General features: G+C 49.8%; 23 protein-coding genes, 1 pseudogene and 2 other annotated features. Of the genes and pseudogenes, 9 read left to right on the top strand and 15 right to left on the bottom strand.

Annotated features, from left to right (window positions below):
- Positions 1 to 103: 103 nt before the first annotated feature.
- On the bottom strand, positions 104 to 1,291 hold the full coding sequence (gene ydeE / locus QUF14_RS09695; protein WP_001054208.1) for an efflux MFS transporter YdeE: 1,188 nt from the start codon (positions 1,289 to 1,291) through the stop codon (positions 104 to 106).
- Between the two features lie 195 nt (positions 1,292 to 1,486).
- Between ydeE and eamA the strand changes: the two genes are divergently transcribed.
- Positions 1,487 to 2,386, top strand: a complete 900-nt coding sequence (gene eamA, locus QUF14_RS09690) for an O-acetylserine/cysteine exporter (RefSeq protein ID WP_000087183.1) — start codon at positions 1,487 to 1,489, stop codon at positions 2,384 to 2,386.
- Between the two features lie 30 nt (positions 2,387 to 2,416).
- On the opposite strand, the gene marB is transcribed toward eamA, so the two are convergent.
- From marB to marR, 3 genes are read right to left on the bottom strand one after another with little or no spacing between them, the layout of a single operon-like run.
- Positions 2,417 to 2,635 carry a multiple antibiotic resistance protein MarB gene (gene marB, locus QUF14_RS09685; protein ID WP_000803540.1) on the bottom strand — a complete coding sequence of 73 codons (219 nt, stop codon included), beginning with the start codon at positions 2,633 to 2,635 and terminating at the stop codon, positions 2,417 to 2,419.
- A 31-nt stretch (positions 2,636 to 2,666) separates the two neighbouring features.
- On the bottom strand, positions 2,667 to 3,050 hold the full coding sequence (marA, locus tag QUF14_RS09680; protein WP_000091199.1) for an MDR efflux pump AcrAB transcriptional activator MarA: 384 nt from the start codon (positions 3,048 to 3,050) through the stop codon (positions 2,667 to 2,669).
- Between the two features lie 20 nt (positions 3,051 to 3,070).
- Entirely contained in the window at positions 3,071 to 3,505 is a 435-nt protein-coding gene (gene marR / locus QUF14_RS09675) for a multiple antibiotic resistance transcriptional regulator MarR (protein WP_000843424.1), read from the bottom strand.
- 211 nt (positions 3,506 to 3,716) lie between these two features.
- Here marR and marC point away from each other — a divergent pair, with 211 nt between their 5' ends.
- The gene (gene marC, locus QUF14_RS09670; protein ID WP_000885028.1) at positions 3,717 to 4,382 is read left to right on the top strand and encodes an NAAT family transporter MarC; all 666 of its coding nucleotides are present in this window, start codon (positions 3,717 to 3,719) and stop codon (positions 4,380 to 4,382) included.
- Positions 4,383 to 4,405: 23 nt separating this feature from the next.
- Here the strand turns inward: marC and ydeA are convergent, their stop codons facing one another.
- The 3 genes from ydeA to ptrR form a co-directional block, all read right to left on the bottom strand.
- Positions 4,406 to 5,596 (bottom strand): L-arabinose MFS transporter, encoded by a 1,191-nt coding sequence (ydeA, locus tag QUF14_RS09665; protein ID WP_000210786.1) that lies wholly within the window; start codon positions 5,594 to 5,596, stop codon positions 4,406 to 4,408.
- A 147-nt stretch (positions 5,597 to 5,743) separates the two neighbouring features.
- Positions 5,744 to 6,859 (bottom strand): putative protein YneK, encoded by a 1,116-nt coding sequence (yneK, locus tag QUF14_RS09660; RefSeq protein ID WP_000258550.1) that lies wholly within the window; start codon positions 6,857 to 6,859, stop codon positions 5,744 to 5,746.
- 77 nt (positions 6,860 to 6,936) lie between these two features.
- Positions 6,937 to 7,818, bottom strand: a complete 882-nt coding sequence (gene ptrR, locus QUF14_RS09655; protein ID WP_000366492.1) for a putrescine utilization regulator PtrR — start codon at positions 7,816 to 7,818, stop codon at positions 6,937 to 6,939.
- 100 nt (positions 7,819 to 7,918) lie between these two features.
- Between ptrR and sad the strand changes: the two genes are divergently transcribed.
- The 5 genes from sad to uxaB all read left to right on the top strand — a co-directional run bounded on the left by sad (position 7,919) and on the right by uxaB (position 13,892).
- Positions 7,919 to 9,307, top strand: coding sequence for a succinate-semialdehyde dehydrogenase (gene sad, locus QUF14_RS09650; RefSeq protein ID WP_100733773.1), 1,389 nt, complete (start codon positions 7,919 to 7,921; stop codon positions 9,305 to 9,307).
- Between the two features lie 63 nt (positions 9,308 to 9,370).
- A complete protein-coding gene (gene glsB / locus QUF14_RS09645) occupies positions 9,371 to 10,297 on the top strand; it encodes a glutaminase B (protein ID WP_000257409.1) in 927 nt (308 codons plus the stop codon).
- A complete protein-coding gene (locus tag QUF14_RS09640; protein WP_001191039.1) occupies positions 10,297 to 10,656 on the top strand; it encodes a DUF4186 domain-containing protein in 360 nt (119 codons plus the stop codon). Before glsB ends, QUF14_RS09640 begins: the two co-directional genes overlap by 1 nt.
- Before the next feature lie 138 nt (positions 10,657 to 10,794).
- The gene (locus tag QUF14_RS09635; RefSeq protein ID WP_123057639.1) at positions 10,795 to 12,213 is read left to right on the top strand and encodes a sensor domain-containing diguanylate cyclase; all 1,419 of its coding nucleotides are present in this window, start codon (positions 10,795 to 10,797) and stop codon (positions 12,211 to 12,213) included.
- 227 nt (positions 12,214 to 12,440) lie between these two features.
- Entirely contained in the window at positions 12,441 to 13,892 is a 1,452-nt protein-coding gene (uxaB, locus tag QUF14_RS09630) for a tagaturonate reductase (RefSeq protein ID WP_000854648.1), read from the top strand.
- Between the two features lie 247 nt (positions 13,893 to 14,139).
- Here uxaB and QUF14_RS09625 read toward each other — a convergent pair.
- Positions 14,140 to 15,353 (bottom strand): IS3 family transposase gene (locus QUF14_RS09625; RefSeq protein ID WP_371829233.1). Its coding sequence is split into 2 segments (ribosomal slippage): positions 14,140 to 15,065 and positions 15,065 to 15,353, totalling 1,215 coding nucleotides; the frame shifts between segments, so codons are not numbered across the junction.
- Positions 14,956 to 15,072, bottom strand: a sequence feature (AL1L pseudoknot). It overlaps the preceding gene by 117 nt.
- 75 nt (positions 15,354 to 15,428) lie before the next feature.
- On the opposite strand from QUF14_RS09625, the gene QUF14_RS09620 reads away from it, so the two are divergent.
- Entirely contained in the window at positions 15,429 to 16,316 is an 888-nt protein-coding gene (locus QUF14_RS09620) for a bestrophin family protein (RefSeq protein WP_286333537.1), read from the top strand.
- A gap of 3 nt (positions 16,317 to 16,319) precedes the next feature.
- On the opposite strand, the gene tam is transcribed toward QUF14_RS09620, so the two are convergent.
- From tam to QUF14_RS09585, 7 genes and pseudogenes are all read right to left on the bottom strand, one after another.
- Positions 16,320 to 17,078, bottom strand: coding sequence for a trans-aconitate 2-methyltransferase (gene tam, locus QUF14_RS09615; protein ID WP_001286550.1), 759 nt, complete (start codon positions 17,076 to 17,078; stop codon positions 16,320 to 16,322).
- Between the two features lie 56 nt (positions 17,079 to 17,134).
- Positions 17,135 to 17,425 carry a (4S)-4-hydroxy-5-phosphonooxypentane-2,3-dione isomerase gene (gene lsrG, locus QUF14_RS09610; RefSeq protein ID WP_100733772.1) on the bottom strand — a complete coding sequence of 97 codons (291 nt, stop codon included), beginning with the start codon at positions 17,423 to 17,425 and terminating at the stop codon, positions 17,135 to 17,137.
- Positions 17,426 to 17,448: 23 nt separating this feature from the next.
- Positions 17,449 to 18,324: a 3-hydroxy-5-phosphonooxypentane-2,4-dione thiolase gene (gene lsrF / locus QUF14_RS09605; protein ID WP_000774179.1), complete on the bottom strand. Its 876-nt coding sequence runs from the start codon at positions 18,322 to 18,324 to the stop codon at positions 17,449 to 17,451.
- A gap of 26 nt (positions 18,325 to 18,350) precedes the next feature.
- The gene (gene lsrB / locus QUF14_RS09600) at positions 18,351 to 19,373 is read right to left on the bottom strand and encodes an autoinducer 2 ABC transporter substrate-binding protein LsrB (RefSeq protein ID WP_000172460.1); all 1,023 of its coding nucleotides are present in this window, start codon (positions 19,371 to 19,373) and stop codon (positions 18,351 to 18,353) included.
- 11 nt (positions 19,374 to 19,384) lie between these two features.
- Positions 19,385 to 20,377, bottom strand: a complete 993-nt coding sequence (lsrD, locus tag QUF14_RS09595) for an autoinducer 2 ABC transporter permease LsrD (RefSeq protein ID WP_001222710.1) — start codon at positions 20,375 to 20,377, stop codon at positions 19,385 to 19,387.
- Positions 20,377 to 21,405, bottom strand: a complete 1,029-nt coding sequence (gene lsrC, locus QUF14_RS09590) for an autoinducer 2 ABC transporter permease LsrC (RefSeq protein WP_021552079.1) — start codon at positions 21,403 to 21,405, stop codon at positions 20,377 to 20,379. Before lsrC ends, lsrD begins: the two co-directional genes overlap by 1 nt.
- A pseudogene (locus QUF14_RS09585) lies at positions 21,399 to 22,019 on the bottom strand (ATP-binding cassette domain-containing protein); the annotation flags it as partial. The pseudogene QUF14_RS09585 and the gene lsrC, both read right to left, overlap by 7 nt.
- 51 nt (positions 22,020 to 22,070) lie before the next feature.
- Between QUF14_RS09585 and QUF14_RS09580 the strand changes: the two are divergent.
- Positions 22,071 to 23,284 (top strand): IS3 family transposase gene (locus QUF14_RS09580; protein ID WP_371829233.1). Its coding sequence is split into 2 segments (ribosomal slippage): positions 22,071 to 22,359 and positions 22,359 to 23,284, totalling 1,215 coding nucleotides; the frame shifts between segments, so codons are not numbered across the junction.
- Positions 22,352 to 22,468 (top strand) — a sequence feature (AL1L pseudoknot). It overlaps the preceding gene by 117 nt.
- Positions 23,285 to 23,288: the final 4 nt, after the last annotated feature.

The raw sequence follows: 23,288 nt of genomic DNA, 5'->3' as shown, positions 1-23,288 counted from the left end.
GTGTGTTTCCTCGCTTACCTTAATTTTCATCTCAATGAGAAAGATATTAGCAGAGGTAACCTAAACGAAGGCTGAATTAAATTTTTATTGTGTTCGACTTAAATCAACAAAGCGCGGGCTGCCCCCACGGTCTTGCACGAATCCCTTTTAACATCAGCACCCACGCAGCAATGATCACCAACGCTAAGATGATAAACAGCGAGGAAGGCGGCAGGCTGGTTAGCACTACGCCACTCACTAATGGGTTAATCGCCGCACCAAGCCAGCCTAAAGACTGAGCGGAAAAATAGCTGGCTTTCATTCCAGGCGGCGCAATATGGTCAATCAACATATACTCGCCCGGCGCATAAATGATTTCACCGACAGTAAATACCGCAGCTGACATACCCCACAATAGCAGGCTGTTGCCGGAAAAAATAAAACCGACCAGCCCAATGACGAAACAGAGGGTGCCTGCTGTCATCAGCGCGCGGATGTTAGCCGGGTTAAGGCGGCGGCCCACGGAATATTGCAACGTAACCACCATGGCAGCATTAACCGGAAGAACAACCGCGACTACCTTTTCGGCAAAATCCCCATCAGCAATCACCATCACATATTGTGAAATGCATGAAGCAAATGCGCCGCTAACAAAAGAAGCCAGAAAACCAGAGCAGGTAAACCACAACAGTGCTTTATCTTGTAATAAAACTTTCGGCGACCAGACACTGCCTGTTTCCGTGGCGATGATTTTCTCGCTGCGCTTTACCCAAATTTGAATGAAAAGCATGGGAAACGCGGAACAGATAGCTGCCAGCCAAAAGGGCAGATTGATGCTCTGCATCACCAACAGCGTGCCGAGCGGCGGACCGATGGTCCAGCCAATGTTTAACATGGTGTAGTTGATTGAGAAAATCTTCGTTTTGCTGGTGGACGAAAGATTGTCGGCAAACCAGGCTTTCAGCACGGTAGCAAAAACGGAGTAGGCGCAGTTAATAAGGGCAAAAAAGAGCACCACTAGCGTCACGTTATTCACTAAAGGAATGGCAATAAAACCGCTAGCGAAGGCGGTAATTGACAGTAACATATAGCGTTTCTTGTCGAACTTATCCGCCAGGATACCAAAACCGAGGCTAAAAACGACGCCAATAGTGAGCGCAATTGTCATCGCATAACCGATTAGATCGACACTCAGGCTGTACTGGCGACTCAAGTAAATGGTCATAAATGGCAGCGTAGCGCCGCGTCCGATGGTTAATAACAACGACGAGGCAAGAAGGGCGCTGGTAGAGCGTCGTAGGGATAAGTTCATTTGTCTGTCCGGCAGTGCGTTTCGTTATGTTTTGTTTTAGAGATGTAAAGAAATAGCATGGCAAAAATCCGAAGTATAGCGACTTATTTGCGCATTAATGCCGTCGTAACCGGCGACTAACGAATCAACTGTTAAAGAAAAGTAAATTCAGCTAAGTTGATTGCTGACAAAAGATGAAAATTCAGAGGCGGTAGAATGTCGCGAAAAGATGGGTTATTGGCGCTGCTGGTCGTGGTCGTGTGGGGGCTTAATTTTGTGGTCATTAAAGTGGGGCTTCATAACATGCCACCGCTGATGTTGGCTGGTTTGCGCTTTATGCTGGTCGCTTTTCCGGCCATCTTTTTTGTCGCACGACCGAAAGTACCACTGAATTTGCTGCTGGGGTATGGATTAACCATCAGTTTTGCGCAGTTTGCCTTTCTGTTCTGTGCCATAAATTTTGGTATGCCTGCTGGGCTGGCCTCACTGGTATTACAGGCTCAGGCGTTTTTTACTATTGTGCTCGGTGCGTTTACTTTTGGCGAACGGCTGCACGGTAAGCAACTGGCGGGGATCGCGTTAGCGATTTTTGGCGTACTGGTGTTAATCGAAGATAGTTTTAACGGTCAGCATGTGGCGATGCTCGGCTTTATGTTGACCCTGGCGGCAGCATTTAGTTGGGCGTGCGGCAATATCTTCAATAAAAAAATCATGTCACACTCAACGCGTCCGGCAGTGATGTCGCTGGTCATCTGGAGCGCATTAATCCCGATCATTCCTTTCTTTGTTGCCTCGCTGATTCTCGATGGTTCCGCAACCATGATTCACAGTCTGGTCACTATCGATATGACCACCATCTTGTCTCTGATGTATCTGGCGTTTGTGGCGACAATTGTTGGTTATGGGATCTGGGGGACGTTACTGGGACGCTATGAAACCTGGCGGGTTGCACCGTTATCGTTACTGGTGCCCGTAGTAGGACTGGCAAGTGCGACACTATTGCTGGATGAACGCTTAACGGGTCTGCAATTCTTTGGTGCGGTGCTCATTATGACCGGGCTGTATATCAATGTGTTTGGTATGCGGTGGCGTAAAGCCGTGAAAGTGAGAGGCTAAAAGGCCCCGAGATGTCGGGGCCAGAATAAATTACATAGCGTGTTGATTATAATAGGGCACGCCGAGCGCATCCGATTTATCACTGCCTGTGCTCATGTGGTTAAAATCAAATGGTGATTGTTCCGGTGATGGGGGAACAACCACCACATTGCCACAGGAAGTAACAACCGGCTGCGTGGTTTGTTCCGCAAAGCTCTGCGCAGAGAAGAGAATAAGCGCGGTTACCATTGCGGATAAAAGTGGTTTCATGATTGCCTCAGTGACGTTGTCACGTTATCAACTAGCTGTTGTAATGATTTAATGGATGTAAAAAGCGCGATTCGCCCTGCATATTGGTCATCCGGTATTTATGTGGCGGAACATCAAAGTAATTTTTGAAGGTTCGGGTCAGAGTTTGTTGCGACTCGAAGCCATATCGTTCTGCCAGATAGAGTATCGGCTCGTTACTTTCCTTCAGCTTTTGCGCGATTTCCGTCATCTTACGGCTGCGGATGTATTGGCCTAATGAATGACCGGTTTCTTTTTTAAACATCCGTTGCAGGTGCCATTTGGAGTAACCCGAACGCTCTGACACTTTCTCCAGTGACAGTGGCGATTCCAGGTTGTCCTCGATCCAGTCCAAAATGCTATGAATGGTAATAGCGTCAGTATTGCGTCTGGACATCGTCATACCTCTTTTTTTGTTTACGGCAGGACTTTCTTAAGCAAATGCTCAAGTGTTGCCACTTCGTCCGCCGTCAGGTTTTTTGTTAATTCTTGATGCAGGTCCTGGCCAACTAATTGATGGCATTGTTCACATATTGCCGCGCCGCTGGTGGTAAGTTTTACCAGTACGCCGCGCTTATCATTCGGGTTCGGCAACCTTTCCACCCAGCCTTTACAAACCAGGCGATCCAGCATACGGGTCAGCGCTCCCAGGTCGACCGACAACACTTTTTTCAGTTCAACCGGAGTAATACACGACGCGCAGCGGATAGAGCAGAGCACCTTAAACTGTGCCGCGGTAATATCCAGCGGAGACAGATACTCGTTAAGCAGGCGATCTTTCTTCTGATTAACCATATGGATTAAGCGACCCAATGGAATAATTTCATTGAACAGATCGCTGGTACTTTTCACATTAGTTGCCCTGGCAAGTAATTAGTTGCAGGGGATAATATTGCCCAGGCAAGTATAAGTCAAATGAATGAATTGACCGATGCCACGTTTTGCTAAATCGGTTCAAGTTTTGGTCAATGCGATTCAAGGCTAGCTAAAGAGTGACACTTTATCGTTGTTTACCCCTTATACTTTTCGCTGATAACCCAGATACACAGGATAACAACCACTAATGTTAGATTTGTTTAAAGCAATAGGCCTGGGGCTGGTGGTGTTACTGCCGTTAGCTAACCCATTAACAACTGTCGCGTTATTTCTTGGTCTGGCAGGCAACATGAACAGTGCCGAACGTAATCGTCAGTCGTTGATGGCCTCGGTGTACGTCTTTGCCATCATGATGGTGGCGTATTACGCCGGGCAACTGGTGATGGATACATTTGGCATTTCGATTCCCGGTCTGCGAATTGCAGGTGGCTTAATCGTCGCGTTTATCGGTTTTCGGATGCTCTTTCCGCAACAGAAAGCGATTGATTCACCGGAAGCGAAAAGCAAGTCGGAAGAGCTGGAAGATGAACCCAGCGCCAATATTGCCTTTGTACCTCTGGCAATGCCTAGTACCGCCGGTCCGGGAACCATTGCGATGATTATTAGCTCGGCGTCCACTGTGCGTCAGAGTTCAACCTTCGCTGATTGGGTTCTGATGGCTGCGCCGCCGCTGATCTTTTTCCTGGTGGCGGTCATTTTGTGGGGAAGCCTGCGCAGCTCTGGCGCAATTATGCGGCTGGTGGGCAAGGGGGGAATAGAAGCGATCTCCCGTCTGATGGGATTCCTGCTGGTATGTATGGGTGTGCAGTTTATTATTAACGGCATTCTGGAAATCATTAAAACGTATCATTAAAAAGGCCCGAATGGGCCTTTCAACTATTGCGTCTGTTCTTCGAGTGTCACTGGCCAGCGGCGAAAAATGATGATTGACCATACTAACGCGGCAAAAGCAGGCACCGCGCCCACATAACCAATCATCGACATTGACCAGTGCAGACTGACCTGATTACCTACCAACGCGCCAGCGCCGATTCCAATATTAAATATTCCCGAGAATAGCGCCATCGCGACGTCGGTGGCATCTGGTGCCAGCGCCAGCACTTTAACCTGCATACCAAGCCCGATGATCATCATCGCGATCCCCCAGAAAATACTCAGCACCCCGAGGTGTATTTCACTGTTCGCCGCAGGTAGCAGCAGTGCGAGGCACACCAGCAACAACGCAATCGCCGTACTCACCAACGCAGACGCATACTGATTACCCAGTTTACCGAAAATCACGCTGCCAATAATGCCCGCACCACCGAGTAATAACAGTAATGCCGTGGCAAAGTTGGCGCTGAATCCCGCAATGTTTTGCACAAAAGGCTCGATATAGCTGTATGCCGTGTAATGGGCGGTGACAACCACCACAGTTAACAAATAAATGCTCATTAATGCCGGGCGGCGGAACAATAGCGGAAGGCTTTTCAACGACCCTGAATGCTCGCTGGGGAGTAAGGGAAGTAACTTAATCAGGCACAGAAGGGTGATAAATGCCCCGATACCGATCGCGAAGAAGGTCATACGCCAACCGAAATACTGCCCCACAATGCGCCCGAGAGGTAAACCTAATACCATCGCCAGAGCTGTACCGGTGGCAATTAAACTCAATGCCTGTGCTCGCTTTCCGGCCGGAGCCATACGGATCGCCAGAGACGCCGTAATCGACCAGAAAATCGCATGTGCAAAAGCTACACCAATGCGACTGATCACCAGAACGGTAAAGCTCCACGACAAAAAAGACAGTACATGGCTGGCAATAAACACCACAAACAGGCAGATCAGTAATTTGCGGCGTTCAACCTGGCTTGTCATTAGCATAAAAGGCAATGACATTAGCGCCACTACCCATGCATAAATGGTTAACATGATACCGACTTGAGCGGTTTGCATATGGAAACTTTGTGCGATGTCAGAAAGCAGGCCAACAGGGACAAATTCGGTAGTATTGAAGATGAAAGCTGCGACTGCCAGCGTAACTACCCGTAGCCACGCCACTTTGCGGGAAACAGTGTTTGTTGTCATAACAGATTATCGGGTGAGTTGCGAAAAGTAATGAAATGATCTTAAAACGGTTAATGATGTGAATACAATGCATTTGTGATCTGGATCGCATTTCCATCTCTCTGACGGTTGTTCTGTCACGCGTCAGAGAGTTGTTAACATCACATTTTAATGACGATCAGGAAGGTCTGGCGTTTTGGTGGCTGATGGTAAAGGTGGCCTCACAGGGGAACGAGGCCTGTTGTCCAGTAGTTCTTCGTTACTAATTTTGGGCGGAATTTCATTTTTTACAAAAAGTTTTAAAATCTTGCGTGCCATACGATGGATACTTTTATCTTCACTTAATAATGCCGGTATCAACACATCATTCAGGTCATTTTCATTAGGTTTCATAAAAATTTGAAAGTGCAATAACATATTTGTAAAAAATAAGAATAGACTCTGAAAGTGAGGTATTTCTTTGTTTGATAAAAGCGATAAAAAGCAGATACAAACTTCAGGTAGTACTTGTTTGTTAGAACCTAATGAATCCATGAGGTTTTGTAATAACTCCTCTTTTAATGGGCTATCCTGTATGTCGTAGATGGCGGTGATTAAGTTTGGGTTTTTATTCGCGAACCACCTGTGGACCTGCGGCTTATTCCATAGTCGGGGGAGTATGACAAAATTACCACGAGAGATAAAGTTCAGTACGAATAAATCAAACTGACGTAAGTAATCTGCAGCGGTATGATGCTCAGGAGGAAGAGGTTCAATATGTGGAGTATGAGACCTTTTGATGGGGACGCCGGGGCTGATCATTGGAAATTGTTCAATAAAGTCATTAAGAAACAGAAAGAGCACACGCTCGACGCCGGTCTGAAAGGCCCGACCCATAGTGACAGGCTTTGGGTCGGGAGCACAATAAATATTAATTTCCCCATCGTGGCGAAAATTATCTAAATAAATAGGGCTTAAATTTATTACTACCTGAAATTCAATGTTTTCTTTATGTCTTCCATTCTTAACAGGATAAGTGAGTTTAAATTGAACCTTTTCATTGTATAGCGTGTCGTTATCTCGGAAAGTTGTCCTCTGTATATAAGATAGGTTATCAAGATTATTGAATATCTTTTTGGTGTTTGAATTGATGTTTAAAGACGTACGCCACTCCTCATCACATATTATAATGCTGAGCGCATCAATAAAATCCTTCAAAACTTCTTTTACCTGAGGTGCAATATTGCGAACGGGAAAATCATCAGGAAGTGAGATGAAATTGCTGATGCTTACTGGCGTAACCATATTTGCCCCATATAGTCATAAGTCATCGGAACATCACTATATAGAGCATATGAGCTGCAAGAACTATCAAAAATAGCTCATTGGGAAGACTGTTTTGCCGAGTCAGACACATCCAGTAGTTGAATAAATGCCTCAAGCGGACGCGTTTTCGCACCGCGACGCCAGACCAGCCATGTTATTAACCAACGCCATTGCTCAGCTAACGGCCACGACTCAACCTGGTGATGCCCCGGCATACTTTCCAGCATAGAGCGTGGAATAAGCGCAATGCCAGCTCCTGCGACCACACAGGCCAACATTCCGTGATAAGACTCCATCTCATGGATAGTTCCCGGAGCGGCACCGTCAGCATGAAACCAGCTTTCAAAGTGGCGACGATACGAACAATTGGCGCGGAAGGCATAAATGTTACTGCCATTCACCTGACTGGCACGGGTTACTGGCGCATGTCCTTGAGGCGTGACAATCATCAGCTCCTCGCGGTACACCGGTATCCCGTCAATGGCAGTATGGTTAATGGGCCCATCAATAAACGCCGCATTCAGTTTTCCCTCCAGCACCCCTTCCAGCATAGTGCCGGAAGGGCCGGTGGAAAGTGAAAACTGAATTTTGGGATAACGACGGTTATATTCCGCCAGCGTGGCCGGAATGCGCACTGCAGCGGTGCTTTCCAGCGAACCAAGAGAAAATAAACCTTGCGGCTCATCGCCAGCGACAACGCTCCGCGCTTCATCCACTAACGCGAGAATGTGTTGGCTATAGCGTAAAAAGTTATGCCCGGCAGGCGAGAGACGTAAACGCTGATTCTCGCGAATAAACAGATCAACCCCCAGTTCTGTTTCCAGCTGGCGTAGACGGGTAGTGAGATTCGACGGGACGCGATGCACTTTTGCTGCAGCCTGGGTAATGCTGCCAGCTTCGGCAACCGCGTTGAACATCTCCAGTTGGGTCAGATCCATGGCATTCTCAATTCGTGAATAAGTGGCTTAATATTATTCATTTTCAAGCAAGAGTAAATCTGCGTATCTTTTTACCATAACCCATAAAGGAGATACCCCGATGACCATTACTCCGGCAACCCATGCAATTTCGATAAATCCTGCCACTGGTGAACAACTTTCTGTGCTGCCGTGGGCTGGCGCTGACGATATAGAAAACGCACTTCAGCTGGCGGCAGCAGGCTTTCGCGACTGGCGCGAGACAAATATAGATTATCGTGCTGAAAAACTGCGTGATATCGGTAAGGCTCTGCGCGCCCGTAGCGAAGAAATGGCGCAAATGATCACCCGTGAAATGGGCAAACCGATCAACCAGGCGCGTGCTGAAGTGGCGAAATCGGCGAATTTGTGTGACTGGTATGCAGAACATGGTCCGGCGATGCTGAAGGCGGAACCTACGCTGGTGGAAAATCAGCAGGCGGTTATTGAGTATCGACCGTTGGGGACGATTCTGGCGATTATGCCGTGGAATTTTCCGTTATGGCAGGTGATGCGTGGCGCTGTTCCCATCATTCTTGCAGGTAACGGCTACTTACTTAAACATGCGCCGAATGTGATGGGCTGTGCACAGCTCATTGCCCAGGTGTTTAAAGATGCGGGGATCCCGCAAGGCGTATATGGCTGGCTGAATGCTGACAACGACGGTGTCAGTCAGATGATTAAAGACTCGCGCATTGCTGCTGTCACAGTGACCGGAAGTGTTCGTGCGGGAGCAGCTATTGGCGCACAGGCTGGAGCGGCACTGAAAAAATGTGTACTGGAACTGGGCGGTTCGGATCCGTTTATTGTGCTTAACGATGCCGATCTGGAACTTGCGGTGAAAGCGGCGGTAGCCGGACGTTATCAGAATACCGGACAGGTTTGTGCAGCGGCAAAACGCTTTATTATCGAAGAGGGAATTGCTTCGGCATTTACCGAACGTTTTGTGGCAGCTGCGGCAGCCTTGAAAATGGGCGATCCCCGTGACGAAGAGAACGCTCTCGGACCCATGGCTCGTTTTGATTTGCGTGATGAGCTACATCATCAGGTAGAAAAAACTCTGGCTCAAGGTGCACGTTTGTTACTGGGCGGGGAAAAGATGGCTGGGGCAGGTAATTACTATCCGCCAACGGTTCTGTCGAATGTCACACCAGAAATGACTGCATTTCGGGAAGAGATGTTTGGCCCCGTTGCGGCAATCACTATTGCAAAGGATGCAGAACATGCGCTGGAACTGGCTAATGATAGCGAGTTCGGCCTTTCAGCGACCATTTTCAGCACCGACGAAACACGGGCCAGACAGATGGCGGCACGTCTGGAATGCGGTGGCGTGTTTATCAATGGTTATTGTGCCAGTGATGCGCGAGTCGCCTTTGGTGGCGTGAAGAAGAGTGGCTTTGGTCGTGAACTTTCCCATTTCGGTTTACATGAGTTCTGTAATATCCAGACGGTGTGGAAAGACCGGATCTGACGCTACATATTCAGCTCTGATATACTCGCAGGTCTTTTCAGACCTGCGGTCCAGGAGTAGAAAGTGGCAGTCGCCATGGATAATGCAATTTTAGAAAACATCTTGCGGCAAGTGCGGCCGCTCATTGGTCAGGGTAAAGTCGCGGATTATATTCCGGCGCTGGCTACGGTAGACGGTTCCCGGCTGGGCATTGCTATCTGTACCGTTGACGGACAGCTTTTTCAGGCCGGAGACGCACAAGAACGTTTTTCCATTCAGTCTATTTCCAAAGTGCTGAGTCTCGTTGTCGCCATGCGTCATTACTCCGAAGAGGAAATCTGGCAACGCGTCGGCAAAGATCCGTCTGGATCACCGTTCAATTCTTTAGTGCAACTCGAAATGGAGCAGGGTATTCCGCGTAATCCGTTTATTAATGCCGGTGCGCTGGTGGTCTGCGATATGTTGCAAGGGCGATTAAGCGCTCCTCGGCAACGTATGCTGGAAGTCGTGCGCGGCTTAAGCGGTGTGTCTGATATTTCCTACGATACGGTGGTAGCGCGTTCCGAATTTGAACACTCCGCGCGAAATGCGGCTATCGCCTGGCTGATGAAGTCGTTTGGCAATTTCCATCATGATGTGACAACTGTTCTGCAAAACTACTTTCATTACTGCGCTCTGAAAATGAGCTGTGTAGAGCTGGCCCGGACGTTTGTCTTTCTGGCTAATCAGGGGAAAGCTATTCATATTGATGAACCTGTGGTGACGCCAATGCAGGCGCGGCAAATTAACGCACTAATGGCGACCAGTGGTATGTACCAGAACGCGGGGGAGTTTGCCTGGCGGGTGGGACTACCGGCAAAATCTGGCGTCGGCGGCGGTATTGTGGCGATTGTTCCGCATGAAATGGCCATCGCTGTCTGGAGTCCGGAACTGGATGATGCCGGTAACTCGCTTGCGGGCATTGCTGTCCTTGAACAATTGACGAAACAATTAGGGCGTTCGGTTTATTAATGCAGTCTCTCGATCCACTCTTCGCGCGTTTATCCCGTTCAAAATTTCGCTCTCGCTTTCGTTTGGGTGTGAAAGAGCGTCAGTATTGTCTGGAGAAAGGCGCGCCAGTCATCGAACAACATGCGGCGGATTTTGTCTCTAAACGTCTTGCTCCGGCATTACCGGCTAACGACGGTAAGCAAACCCCCATGCGCGGGCATCCGGTGTTTATCGCTCAGCACGCCACTGCAACCTGTTGTCGCGGTTGTCTGGCTAAGTGGCATAACATTCCGCAGGGTGTTTCGTTAAGCGGGGAACAACAACGTTATATCGTGTCGGTAATCTATCACTGGTTGGTTATACAGATGAATCAGCCATGATAATTGCGGAAAACGATAAAATAGCATTCCCAGGATATCTTTATTTGCCGCCGCTGTCAGCGAACATGCTATCCTTTATGAGAATTTACTTATTACGTTGAGATAATTGCCACCCGCAATTGTATGGACAGATAATTAATGCATGTACAGCCCATTTCAACTTTCCGTTTGTTCCAGGAAGGTCATCTGCTACGTAATAGCATCGCTATTTTTGTGCTAACCACGCTGTTCTATTTTATTGGTGCAGAGTTACGGCTGGTTCACGAACTTTCTCTTTTCTGGCCGCTGAATGGCGTAATGGCGGGGGTGTTTGCCCGCTATGTCTGGCTTAATCGACTGCATTACTATGCGATCAGTTATGTGGCAATGCTGGTTTATGATGCCATAACCACCGAATGGGGGCTGGTTTCACTGGCTATCAATTTCTCCAATATGATGTTTATTGTTACCGTCGCCTTACTGGTCGCGCGGGATAAGCGTCTGGGGAAAAATAAGTACGAGCCAGTAAGTGCCTTACGGCTATTTAATTACTGTCTGATTGCCGCATTATTATGCGCTATTGTCGGGGCGATTGGTTCGGTCAGTATTGATAGTCTGGATTTCTGGCCTTTGCTTGCCGACTGGTTCAGTGAGCAATTCTCAACGGGCGTGTTGATCGTGCCTTGTATGCTGACGTTGGCAATTCCTGGAGTGCTGCCGCGCTTTAAAGCAGAACAGATGATGCCCGCTATCGCGCTTATTGTGTCGGTTGTTGCCTCGGTAGTCATTGGCGGAGCGGGGAGTCTGGCGTTCCCGCTGCCTGCATTAATCTGGTGTGCAGTGCGCTATACGCCGCAGGTAACATGTCTGTTGACCTTTGTCACCGGTGCGGTGGAAATCGTACTGGTGGCAAATTCGGTGATTGATATCTCGGTCGGTTCGCCGTTCTCCATTCCGCAAATGTTCTCCGCACGTCTCGGTATTGCCACGATGGCGATATGCCCAATTATGGTTTCTTTTAGCGTGGCAGCGATCAATTCGCTAATGAAGCAAGTTGCGCTGCGAGCCGACTTTGATTTTCTGACTCAGGTTTACTCACGGTCCGGTCTTTATGAGGCGCTGAAAAGTCCATCGCTGAAACAGACACAACATCTGACTGTCATGCTGCTTGATATCGACTATTTCAAAAGCATTAACGATAACTATGGTCATGAATGTGGCGATAAAGTGTTAAGCGTGTTTGCCCAGCATATTCAGAAGATTGTCGGTGATAAGGGGCTGGTGGCGCGAATGGGCGGCGAAGAATTTGCTGTTGCAGTGCCTTCGGTGAATCCTGTCGATGGCCTGCTAATGGCGGAAAAAATTCGTAAAGGTGTTGAACTGCAACCGTTCACCTGGCAACAAAAAACGCTTTATCTCACGGTAAGTATTGGCGTCGGTAGTGGTTGCGCATCGTACCGAACGCTGACCGATGACTTTAATAAATTGATGGTCGAAGCCGATACATGTCTGTATCGCTCGAAGAAAGATGGGCGCAACCGTACCAGCACTATGCGTTACGGTGAGGAAGTTGTCTGACATCTTTATTCATGCAGAGCGATTTTAACGGAATGTGTTCTACCACTTTATTGAGCGAATAAAAGGCGTAGTTCCTCGATTAAACCATGATCCGCGCCACACTTTTCTCATAAAACTGCTCATTAATCATCAGGAGTTGATCAAAACAGGGGTTCGGCGTATTAAAGTTTGCTAGCCTGTCGTACCAATTCAAACAGGTTGTATGACTAATCAGAAGGGAACCCATTGTGAAAACACTAAATCGTCGCGATTTTCCCGGTGCACAGTATCCAGAACGTATCATTCAGTTTGGTGAAGGTAACTTCCTGCGCGCCTTTGTTGACTGGCAAATCGATCTCCTGAATGAGCACACCGATCTGAATTCTGGCGTGGTCGTTGTTCGTCCGATTGAAACTTCATTCCCGCCGTCATTGAGCACGCAGGATGGTCTGTACACCACCATTATCCGTGGTTTGAATGAGAAGGGGGAGGCGGTCAGCGACGCGCGTCTGATTCGCTCGGTTAATCGTGAAATCAGCGTCTACAGTGAATACGATGAATTCCTGAAACTGGCGCACAACCCGGAAATGCGCTTTGTTTTCTCTAACACCACCGAAGCGGGTATCAGCTACCATGCGGGCGATAAATTCGATGACGCGCCAGCGGTAAGTTATCCGGCAAAACTGACCCGTCTGCTGTTCGAACGTTTTAGCCATTTCAACGGAGCGCAGGATAAAGGTTGGATCATCATCCCATGTGAACTGATCGACTATAACGGCGATGCACTGCGTGAACTGGTGCTGCGCTACGCGCAAGAGTGGGCACTACCAGAAGCATTTATTCAATGGCTGGATCAGGCTAACAGCTTCTGTTCTACGCTGGTGGACCGTATCGTTACCGGTTATCCGCGTGATGAAGTGGCTAAACTGGAAGAAGAACTGGGTTATCACGATGGTTTCCTCGACACCGCTGAACACTTTTACCTGTTTGTGATTCAGGGGCCGAAATCCTTAGCGACTGAGCTGCGTCTGGACAAATATCCGCTCAACGTGCTGATTGTTGACGATATTAAACCGTATAAAGAGCGCAAAGTGGCAATCCTCAACGGTGCACACACGGCGCTGGTGCCGGTGGCGTTCCAGGCAGGGCTGGATACTGTAGGTGAAGCGATGAACGATGCTGAAATTTGCGCATTCGTTGAAAAAGCCATCTATGAAGAGATTATTCCGGTACTGGATCTGCCTCGTGAAGAACTGGAATCTTTCGCCAGTGCAGTCACCGGGCGTTTCCGTAACCCGTACATCAAGCATCAGCTGCTGTCTATCGCGCTCAACGGTATGACTAAGTTCCGCACCCGCATCCTGCCGCAGCTACTGGCAGGGCAGAAGGCAAACGGCACACTACCGGCGCGCCTTACTTTCGCATTAGCGGCATTGATTGCGTTCTATCGCGGTGAGCGTAATGGAGAAACATATCCGGTACAGGACGATGCGCACTGGCTGGAACGTTATCAGCAACTCTGGAGCCAGCATCGTGACGGTGTTATCGGTACCCAGGAACTGGTTGCTATAGTGTTGGCAGAAAAAGACCATTGGGAGCAGGACCTGACGCAAGTGCCTGGTCTGGTCGAGCTGGTTGCTAATGACCTGGATGCGATTCTCGAAAAAGGAATGCGTGAAGCGGTACGCCCGTTGTGCTAATACTCTGAACCCGGTTTCGACCGGGTTTTTTACCGATCCGTATTAGTTACAACATCCTATATACCTTTATCATAATCTGGTGCCATATGTAACACCTGTTAATGTTGTAAGCGTGTAGGTAATTTGTAAGTAGTGTCTTGAGAATGTGATCGTAATCACGTTTAATAGGGCGACTTTTCCACGCCTGAAGATAACCATGATCGTTTGAACCGCCCCGGGTTTCCTGGAGAGTGTTTTATCTGTGAACTCAGGCTGCCAGATCATTGTTTCCGATGGAAGCATAATAAGCTTTTTCTGCTTCTGCCGGAGGAGTATGGCCCAGCCTTCCCAGCAATCGTCGATTGTTATACCAGTCCACCCACGTTAGTGTGGCCAGTTCCACTTCTGCACGGTTTTTCCAGCTCTTACGGTGTATTACCTCCGCTTTGTAAAGACCATTGATGCTCTCAGCCATCGCGTTGTCATACGAGTCGCCTGTACTCCCTGTTGATGCCAGTAATCCGGCTTCTTTTAGTCGCTCCGTATAGGCCAGTGACACATACTGAGAGCCTTTATCGCTGTGATGGATGGTGCCAGACGGACGACGGGCCCACAACGCCTGCTCCAGCGCATCCAGCACGAATGTCGTTTCCATAGACGATGAGACCCGCCACCCCACGATGTATCCGGCAAACACATCAATGATAAACGCCACATAGACGAAGCCCTGCCATGTGCTGACGTAAGTAAAATCAGCCACCCACAGCTGGTCAGGACGTTCTGCCACGAACTGACGGTTTACGCGGTCACCTGTGGCAACGGTTTTCCGGCTGACGGTAGTGCGGACCTTTTTACCCCGGAGAACACCGGCAAGTCCCATAACCGCCATGAGGCGCGCCACTGTACATCTGGCCACCCTGATTCCTTCCCGTAACAACTGACGCCAGACTTTACGCACACCGTACACCTGATGATTTTCATCGTATACGCGCTGTATCTCTCTCTTCAGCCAGTCATCGTGCTGCGCACGGGCACTGCGTTTATCCGGATGATGTCGCTGTTGCTGACAATGGTAATACGTTGACGGGGCAATATGCAGTTCGCTGCATACCGGTCCGACCCCGTACTGCTCACGCAGCTTATCCAGCAGTGGCATCATTTTTTCCAGAGGCGGTCGAACTCCGCCTTCGCAAAATAAGCGGAAGCCTGGCGAAGGATATCGTTACTGCGGCGCAGTTCACGATTTTCACGTTCCAGCTCTTTCAGACGCTGACGTTCAGCGCTGGTGAGCCCACCATCACCGCCCCCGGTATCCCGCTCATGCTGGCGAACCCAGACACGCAGAGTCTCCGGCGTACAGCCAATCTTTGGGGCAATGGAACAAATTGCCGCCCACTGTGAGTCATATTCATCCTGACTTTCCAGAACCATACGAATCGCCCGCTGACGGACTTCGGGGGAAAAACGAGTATTTTTAGTCATCCTGTTTACCTCTTTCTCAGGGAGTTTAGTCTCCAGGATTTCCGGGGCGGTTCAGTTCGTCCACAACAACACTGGCTGCGCCGTATTTTTGTCTGGCACGGTTCAGTATTATCCAAGATATCCTCGCGCTTACTACTCAATTTTCTCTTTTCTATCGCTGTTATTTTCATGCTGTCCTGGTACACGCATTTGGGAATCAAATTCACCCTCGCACCGTTCAGCATTCTCGGTGTCGCCATCGCCATCTTTTTGGGTTTTCGTAATAACGCCGGTTACGCCCGTTATGTTGAAGCGCGAAAACTTTGGGGACAGTTGATGATTGCCTCTCGGTCGTTACTGCGTGAGGTAAAAACGACATTGCCGGATTCGGCAAGTGTAAGGGAGTTTGCCCGGCTGCAAATCGCCTTTGCCCACTGTTTACGCATGACATTACGAAAACAGCCACAAGAGGAAATGCTGGCGCGGTATCTCCGGACTGAAGATCTTCAGCGAGTACTGGCAGCCAACTCTCCAGCTAACCGTATCTTGTTGATAATGGGGGAGTGGTTGGCGGTTCAGCGACGCAATGGACAGCTTTCAGATATCCTGTTTATTAGTCTTAACGATCGGCTCAACGATATTTCGGCGGTTCTGGCAGGCTGTGAGCGTATTGCCTATACGCCAATTCCTTTTGCCTACACCCTGATTTTGCATCGTACCGTGTATCTGTTTTGTATCATGCTGCCGTTCGCACTGGTCGTGGACCTGCATTACATGACGCCATTTATCTCTGTGCTGATTTCCTACACTTTTATTTCGCTGGATTGTCTGGCGGAAGAGCTGGAAGATCCGTTCGGTACTGAAAACAATGACTTACCACTGGATGCCATCTGCAACGCTATTGAAATTGACCTGTTACAGATGAACGATGAAGCAGAAATTCCAGCGAAAATTCTTCCCGATCGTCATTACCAGCTGACGTAATATTTACTCCGTACGCCGGGCAACAATAAACAGACGCGGAAATGCCAGCAGTATCTCTCCGTTCTCTTGCAGTGGATACTGCTCTTCCAGCATCTGATGGTAGCGCGTAAGAAAATGCTGCTGTTCGCTCTCGGTCAGATCCTGTAACCACGGACGTAATCCAGTGGCGGTCACCCAATCGATAATCGCCTGGTGCGACGGCATCTGGTGATAGTAGGTGGTTCGCCAGATATCGACCTCACATCCGGCTTCGCTCAAAATATCGTAGTAAGCATGAACGCCAGCCAGCGGCTCACGCCCGCGATCCGGATAATTTTGTTCCCAGGCGACTTCGCGCATGAGCACATGGGTTGGCTCTAGCCAGTTATCCGGCATTTGTACCGCCAGCACGCCCTGCGGACTGAGTAACGAAACCAGATGAGGGAACAGTTCGTAATGGTCGGGCAGCCATTGCAGCGAGGCATTAGCAAAAATCAGATCGAGTGCCTGTTCCGGTTGCCAGTTGCGGATGTCTGCTTCCACGAACTGGCAGTCAGGCAAAGCACTGCGCGCTTCAGCAATCATCGCCGGAGACGAGTCGATGCCTGTTATCCTGGCCGCAGGCCAACGTTGATGCAGCAGGGCGGTGCTGTTACCTGGGCCACAGCCAAGATCGGCAACGTATTCGATATTCTCCAGCGGCACTCTGGCAAGCAGCTCCACCGCCGGACGCGATCGTTCAGCGGCAAAGTGCAGATATAAAGAGGGGTTCCAGTCAGACATATTTTTACTCCCGTCAGCGCGTTACCCCAATTGTAGATAAAACTGATAAATTCGCCTCACGGCATCAACCCATTGAACAGACGTTTTTTACGCGGCCCGGTCATTAAATATTCCAGTTTTGCGACACAGGTTTTGTAGTGGGGCGTGGTTTTATGGAACGCCACTGCGTCTTCATCTTTATAGGCTTCGTAGATATAAAAGCGCGAATTAACTTCCGGGTCCTGTAAGACATCGAAGCGCAAATTGCCTTCTTCCTGGACCGAGTCCAGATGATTCTGGCGAAAAACCTCGATAAACTCGTCAACCTTGTCTTCATGAACGTTAATTTCAACCAGTGTGACGTGCATAATTCTTCTCCTTAAATCCGCAGTTACTGTTTTTCACTCAGATAGAGTTCATATGCCCGATTAGCCGTTTCGTTATGGTGTACCACCGCCTGTACGGCTTTCATCATCGCCACCGGATGGTCAGACTGGAAAATATTACGCCCCATATCCACACCAGAAGCGCCCTGATCGATAGCCTGCCAGCACATTTCCAGCGCCTCGCGCTCCGGTAATTTTTTACCGCCAGCAATAACAATGGGTACCGGACATCCGGCAACAATCCGTTCAAAACCTTTATCGACATAATAAGTTTTGATAATCTGCGCCCCCATTTCAGCGGCGATTCGGGTAGCCAGCGAGAAATAACGCTGATCGCGCACCATATCTTTGCCCACGCCAGTGACTGCCATGGTCGGCATTCCCACTTTCATTCCGGCATCGACCAGTTGAATAATATTTTTGATCGACTGGTGTTCATATTCGCTGCCGATATAAACCTGCGCCGCCACCGCGCAACTGTTCAGGCGCACGGCGTCATCCATCGATAACGCCACGGCTTCATTACTTAATTCCGCCAGAATAGAGTTCGCACCAGACGCCCGCAGTACTACCGGCTTATTGGTCGCCGGGGGGACTACGCTGCGCAAAATGCCGCGCGTACACATTAATACATCGGCATGTTCAAACAGCGGGGCGATATTTATATCAATGCGTTCAAGTCCGGTAGTCGGCCCCTGAAAATAACCATGGTCAAAGGCCAGCATCACGGTTTTACCCGTTTTCGGATTAAATATCCGTGATAAGCGTGACTGCATTCCCCAATCCAGCGCACCGCAACCTTTCAGGGTAAAAGGGATATTTTGTTGCGGTTGATCGGTGCGAAAATCTTTACCATCTTTAATATCGTCTAAATCTGCCATAACGTACTCCAGTTAAGTAATGCACATCAGAAATCGTATTTGCCGATATTCTCTTTGTTGAATACCACGCGCTCTGGCAACAGTACGATGCCATTACCATCCGCTTCGTAGTCATAGCCCTGAACGCTGTTTGGCGAGACTTCAACCTGGCCTACACCCTGGATATCCAGCTTGTCGCCCGTTTTCATTGCACCTTTTTTCAATAATGCATCCGCGACATAAACTGAAATTTTGCCTTGCTGAACGACGTCCCACAGGCCAAATTCTTTCACCGTGCCGCGCTCGACATACGGACGCATCACATTTGGTGTGCTGAATCCCACAATTGCAACTTTGTCATTTTTCAGGTTTTCTGCGGCTTGCGCGGCAGCGGGCAGGGCGTTGGCGTCCGGGGCGATAATGGCGTCGAGATCGCTATAGGCTTTTAATATTCCTTCTGCGGTTTGTAACGATTTAGTGGCATCGTTATAGCCAAACTGCGTAGTGACAATTTCCCAGCCTGGATGGTCTTTGGCGATTTTCGCTTTCGCCTCTTTCACCCACTGGTTTTGGTCCGTAACGGTGGGACTTGAGTAGAAAAACGCGACTTTGGCTTTGTCTTTATTCACCTGACGCGCCGCCATATCCACCAACATACCTCCCAACTGGGCGGGCGTTCCCTGATTAATGTAGTAAGAGCGGCACTCCGGTTTAGTATCAGAGTCCCAGGTCAGCACTCTCACACCACGTTGCATGGCGCGTTTCAGTGCCGGACACAAGCCATCAGGCGAAACCGCAGAGACGATAATGGCGTTATAACCCTGATTGACGAAGTTATTAATCAACTGTACCTGACCAGAAACACTGGGTTCTGTCGGTCCGTCGTAGGTCACATCAACGCCCAGCTCTTTACCAGCTTGTTGTGCGCCGTTGCCACCGCTGGTAAAAAATCCCACGCCAACCAGTTTGGGAATAAAAGCAATACGCTCTGCGGCCTGCACATTCATAGAGATTGCGGCAATGCCAAGCGCGCTAAGTAAGGCGATTTTCTTAAAGCGATGAAGTGTCATGAAGATATCCTTTATGGCAATGGGTTATTGGCCCGACGCGCCAGCCACTCTTTAATTTGCTGGCGATGCAGGCTAACGGAACGACCTACGACAACGACGATAAGCAGCGCACCGGAAAGGGCGCTGGACACCTGATTTGGCACTCCTGCCATTTGCAAACCTTGTTGCAAATATCCCACTAGTAAAACCGCAATGGCGGTGCCGATAATGGAACCGGAACCACCATAAATATTGGCACCGCCAAGCACCACGGCGGTGATGGCGGGCATCAGAAACGACGCACCGAGATCGGAACGTGCTGAACCAAAATACGATACCAGCAGCACAGCGGCGACCGCAGACGCCAGCCCCGTCATGGCATAGAGCGCACATAAGGTGCGGTTAACTTTAATCGCGCTATAAAGCGCCACGCGCGGGCTTTGCCCAATCAAAAACACATTACGTCCGGCATGGGTTTTATGCAGCCAGAGCCAGAAAACGAGGAGACATATCAGAAAGATAATCAGCGGAACGGGGAGTCCCAGCACATCCAGGTTAGCGAAATCTGTAAACGCCATCGGGAATCCACCAATACCTTCGTACCCCGTCGCTCCGGCCATCCCGGAAAGCAGCAGAGCGCTTCCGGCAAACAGATACAGCGTGCCAAGCGTAATCACCAGCGGGTTAACTTTGGTATAGATAATTAATCCGGCGTTAATCAGCCCGCACAATGCGCCGAGCAGAAAGGTCAGAAGAATCGCCAGCGGCATCGGCACGCCGCTTTGAAACAGTACGCCTAATGCAATGGCGCACAAGCCGATGGTCGAGCCAAACGAAATATCGATCCCGCCACTGACAATCACCATCGTCAGCGGTAGGGCGACAATGCCAATGCAGATAAAGTCACTGGTGCTGAACAGCAACATATTGAGATCTAACATCCGCGGGTTAATTGCACCAAATGCGACAATCTCAATAACGAGCAGTGCGGCAAGAGCTAGTTCCCAACCGTAGCGAATACGCATTACGCGGCCTCCCGTTTTTTACCTGACGAAGCGGGTTTAACGGATGGCGGTGGCGTCATAAAGCGGGCATATTTTTGCCGTCGTAGATTACGTTCCAGCGCACAACGCAGGCGTCCATCAAACACCAGCACCGCCAGCAGAACCAGGCCCGCGATAAAATCATTCCACCATGCCGGAATGCGCAACAGCACCAGTACACTATCGATCTGCGTCAGGAACCATGCGCCGAGTACCGCACCGATGATCGCACCGGAACCGCCGAGCAAACTAATACCGCCCAGCACGCAGGCTGCAATCGCTTTCATCTCCAGCCCGGTACCGGTCTGGTTGGGAATAAAACCGATCTGCGAAGCAAACACAATCCCCGCCAGTGCCGCCATGCAGCCGTTCAACGAAAATGCCACAATCCTAATGGCTTCCGTACGAACGCCCAGTTGACGAGCGCCCTGCAAATTATCGCCCGTGGCATAAAAACTGCGTCCAAACGCCGTCTTCGCCAGCAGCCAGGCCATAAATGCCACCAGAATTATCGTCAACCAACCAATTGCTGAAACGCCAAACAGCAGCGGGGCGGAGAGTTGTTTCAGTTCGGCGGGTAACCCCTCAATCCATTTACCGCCAGTCCACAGCAACATGATGCCCCTGTACAATCCTAATGTACCGAGCGTGGCAACAATGGCAGGGATCTTTAGCCACGCGACCAGGACACCGTTGAAAAATCCCGCGAGCAAACCAAGCAGTAAAGTCGCGACACAAGCAACAGGTAGTGAATACCCCGCGTTCAGTAACATTCCCAACAGCACTGCGCACATTCCGGTAATCGAACCCACCGAAACATCGATATTGCGCGTGAGCATCACCAGCGTCGCGCCCATTGCCAGCAGGATCAGGATTTGCGCGCTGCTATAAACCATGGTCAGCGTTTGCATACTTAAATACTGGCGGTCGAGAAAACCGGGTAATACAAACAGCAACACCACCGCCAGCAGTGCCGTGATTTCACGGTTGTTCTGGATAAACTTCAGCATGATGCCTCCTGACGCTGACTATCGCCGAAGGCAACGCGCATAATGGTCTCGACATTAATATCGCGTCCGGTCAGTGCAGAGTGGGCAATTTCGCCCTGATGCATCACATATACGCGATCTGCCATCAGTTCGATCTCTTCCAGATCAGAGGAGATAAGCAGCACAGCCACATTTTGTGCGGCGATGCTGCGCAACAGCTGGTAGATATCATTACGGGCCGAGACATCCACGCCGCGCGTCGGCTCATCGACAATCAAAACTTGCGGCGAAGCTTCCAGACATTTGGCAATCAGGATTTTTTGCTGGTTGCCGCCGGATAAGGTCCGCGCAGCTTGTTCCGGTTGGTTAAATTTAATATTCAGAGCCCGACGATAACGTTCCAGTGTGGCGTTATCTTTCGCGGTTTTCGCCCAGAATCCACGAATGTTATGAGTAAGGGCGCAGACATTCCAGGCCAGCGAAGCATCGAGATTCAGTCCGGATGACTGGCGATCTTCCGGCAGATAAACCAGACCGCGCAGTAAACGTTCTCCAGTGGATAATCTATTGATCTCTTTACCATTCAGCATAATGCGTCCGCCACGCAAAGTACGCAGACCATAGAGCGTCTCTGAACCGCCCCGGAAATCCTGGAGACTAAACTCCCTGAGAAAGAGGTAAACAGGATGACTAAAAATACTCGTTTTTCCCCCGAAGTCCGTCAGCGGGCGATTCGTATGGTTCTGGAAAGTCAGGATGAATATGACTCACAGTGGGCGGCAATTTGTTCCATTGCCCCAAAGATTGGCTGTACGCCGGAGACTCTGCGTGTCTGGGTTCGCCAGCATGAGCGGGATACCGGGGGCGGTGATGGTGGGCTCACCAGCGCTGAACGTCAGCGTCTGAAAGAGCTGGAACGTGAAAATCGTGAACTGCGCCGCAGTAACGATATCCTTCGCCAGGCTTCCGCTTATTTTGCGAAGGCGGAGTTCGACCGCCTCTGGAAAAAATGATGCCACTGCTGGATAAGCTGCGTGAGCAGTACGGGGTCGGACCGGTATGCAGCGAACTGCATATTGCCCCGTCAACGTATTACCATTGTCAGCAACAGCGACATCATCCGGATAAACGCAGTGCCCGTGCGCAGCACGATGACTGGCTGAAGAGAGAGATACAGCGCGTATACGATGAAAATCATCAGGTGTACGGTGTGCGTAAAGTCTGGCGTCAGTTGTTACGGGAAGGAATCAGGGTGGCCAGATGTACAGTGGCGCGCCTCATGGCGGTTATGGGACTTGCCGGTGTTCTCCGGGGTAAAAAGGTCCGCACTACCGTCAGCCGGAAAACCGTTGCCACAGGTGACCGCGTAAACCGTCAGTTCGTGGCAGAACGTCCTGACCAGCTGTGGGTGGCTGATTTTACTTACGTCAGCACATGGCAGGGCTTCGTCTATGTGGCGTTTATCATTGATGTGTTTGCCGGATACATCGTGGGGTGGCGGGTCTCATCGTCTATGGAAACGACATTCGTGCTGGATGCGCTGGAGCAGGCGTTGTGGGCCCGTCGTCCGTCTGGCACCATCCATCACAGCGATAAAGGCTCTCAGTATGTGTCACTGGCCTATACGGAGCGACTAAAAGAAGCCGGATTACTGGCATCAACAGGGAGTACAGGCGACTCGTATGACAACGCGATGGCTGAGAGCATCAATGGTCTTTACAAAGCGGAGGTAATACACCGTAAGAGCTGGAAAAACCGTGCAGAAGTGGAACTGGCCACACTAACGTGGGTGGACTGGTATAACAATCGACGATTGCTGGGAAGGCTGGGCCATACTCCTCCGGCAGAAGCAGAAAAAGCTTATTATGCTTCCATCGGAAACAATGATCTGGCAGCCTGAGTTC

This window comes from Escherichia sp. HH091_1A (genome assembly GCF_030295175.1).
In the GTDB taxonomy this organism is placed as follows: Bacteria; Pseudomonadota; Gammaproteobacteria; order Enterobacterales; family Enterobacteriaceae; genus Escherichia; species Escherichia coli_F.
Note: the sequence above shows the minus strand (reverse complement) of the source record. Positions and strands in the feature narration are given on the sequence as shown.